Source organism: Methanobrevibacter sp. (assembly GCF_036307625.1).
Lineage (GTDB): Archaea > Methanobacteriota > Methanobacteria > Methanobacteriales > Methanobacteriaceae > Methanocatella.
Window position 1 is genome coordinate 1 of sequence record NZ_JAXJXF010000106.1, and the last position, 2257, is coordinate 2257.

2 protein-coding genes are annotated in these 2257 nt (G+C 37.0%); both read right to left on the reverse strand.

Features of this window, described 5'->3' with window-relative positions:
* The coding region (locus tag UIB65_RS06910; protein ID WP_330040496.1) for a histidinol dehydrogenase at positions 1-406 on the reverse strand (406 nt) is incomplete at its 3' end.
* A 7-nt stretch (positions 407-413) separates the two neighbouring features.
* On the reverse strand, positions 414-2063 hold the full coding sequence (gene ilvD, locus UIB65_RS06915) for a dihydroxy-acid dehydratase (protein WP_330040498.1): 1650 nt from the start codon (positions 2061-2063) through the stop codon (positions 414-416).
* Positions 2064-2257 lie beyond the last annotated feature (194 nt).

Genomic DNA, 2257 nt, shown 5'->3' on the forward strand with positions numbered 1-2257 from the left:
ATATTGATGAAGGGTAAGCTGCCCTTCCACCAGGTATATAACAGCCAGCAGAGTTGATAGGTCTTACAATTTGACCTGCAACAATACCTGGATTAACTTCCATTTCCCACTCCTGAGGGATTTGTTTTTTATGAAATTTTTCAATATTTGATGCTGCTTGTTTTAGTGCAGCAAGTAATGAATCATCTAGAGTATCATAAGCCTCTTCAATTTCATCTTTGGATACTTTCAAATTTTCTATTGTAACCCCGTCAAACTTTTCAGTATATTCCCTAATAGCATCATCCTTATTTAATCTGACGTTGTTTAAAATGTCAGAAACGATATCCAAGACCTTGTTTACATCTTCTTCTGATCTTTTGATTGTTTCAGCCAAATCAATTTCATCATAATTTAATATATCCATTTTAACCCTACCTTAAAATAGCACCAGTATCTGCTGAGTGAACCAACTTTTGATAGATTGCCAACCATCCATCAACATCACTTTCCGGGTGTTTAACTTGTTTGAGTCTTGCTTCGATTTCCTCATCGGAAAGTTCAATATTGATGCTTCTGTTGTTAATGTCAATTTCAATTATATCACCATTTTGAACCGCTGCAATAGGTCCGTCTTCCCTTGCTTCAGGAGATACGTGTCCTATACAAGGTCCTCTTGTTCCACCAGAGAATCTTCCATCAGTTATTAATCCCACATCCTTAATGTTCATACCGACAAGGGCAGATGTCGGATTCAACATTTCACGCATTCCAGGACCTCCTTTAGGACCCTCATATCTGATTACAACGATGTCGCCTTCATCGATTTCATGGTCAAATATGGCTTTGGTTACATCTTCTTCAGAGTTATAGACTTTTGCAGGTCCTTTAAGATGCATCAAATGGTCTGCTACAGCACCTTTTTTAACTACACTTCCATTTGGAGCTAAATTACCTTTTAAAATAGCAATTCCACCATCTTCATGTACCGGATTATCGAGAGTATGAATGACATCAGTGTTTTTGTTTTCAACTGTTTTAAGGTTTTCTTCTATTGTTTTTCCAGTTACTGTCAATTGATTGGTATCGATTTTATCCCCCAAAGTTTTTAAAACGGCAGGAATACCACCAGCCAAGTGCAAATCCATCATAGAATCCTCACCCGCAGGGGAAATCAATGCAATATGAGGAACATTTCTTGAAATTTTATCGAACAATTCCAAATCAACATCAATGCCCTCAACCTCACTTGCAATTGCAGGAATGTGAAGTGCAGTATTGGATGATCCTCCCAATGCCATGTCAACAGCGACAGCATTGTTGAATGCCTCTTGTGTTAATATATCTGACGGTTTGATATCATCTTCAACTAGTTTGATAATCTGTTTTCCAGACTCAAACGCAATCTTGTTGTTTTCATCTGTTCTTGCATGGGTTGTAGCGCAGGTCGGAAGGGATAAACCGAATGTTTCTGTAATGCATGCCATGGTATTTGCTGTAAATAGACCGGAACAGCTTCCGGCACCAGGACAGGCGCATTTTTCAAGTTCATGAACTTCCTCTTCAGACATTTTACCGGCAGAATAAGCACCGACAGCTTCAAATACAGTAATCAAATCTGCAGGTTTTCCGTTATATTCACCGGATGCCATCGGCCCACCGGTAACTACAATTGAAGGTACATTTACCCTTGCGGCACCCATAATCATTCCTGGAACTACCTTATCACAGCTTGGAATCAATACAAGCCCGTCAAATGCATGGCCCTTGGTCATTGATTCAACGGTTGCTGCAATTATTTCACGTGAAGGAAGGGAATATTTCATACCTTCATGGTTCATGCTGATTCCATCACATACTGCCATGGTATCAAATTCAAATGGAATACCTCCTGCAGCAATAATTCCATCTTTTACAAACTCAACCAATTCTTTTAAGTGAATATGGCCAGGAACAATGTCTGTAAAACTGTTAGCGATTCCAATGAATGGTTTTTTAAAGTCATCATCATCTAATCCGCAAGCTCTTAAAAGAGACCTGTGTGGAGCTCTTTGAATTCCTTTTTTAACATTATCACTTTTCATTTAATCACACGATTTAATTTAATCATTAATATATTTCTCATTTATAACTTTTATAATGTTGGAATACTGACAAAATGACTCTTTCAAAAACTTTGTTGATTTAAAATTTTTTGATGAAAATTAGTTGTGAATTTTTAATTTTATCTAAAAATAGTTAAATTTAATAAATAGGTGGAGTAAAAGTTTTTATCATG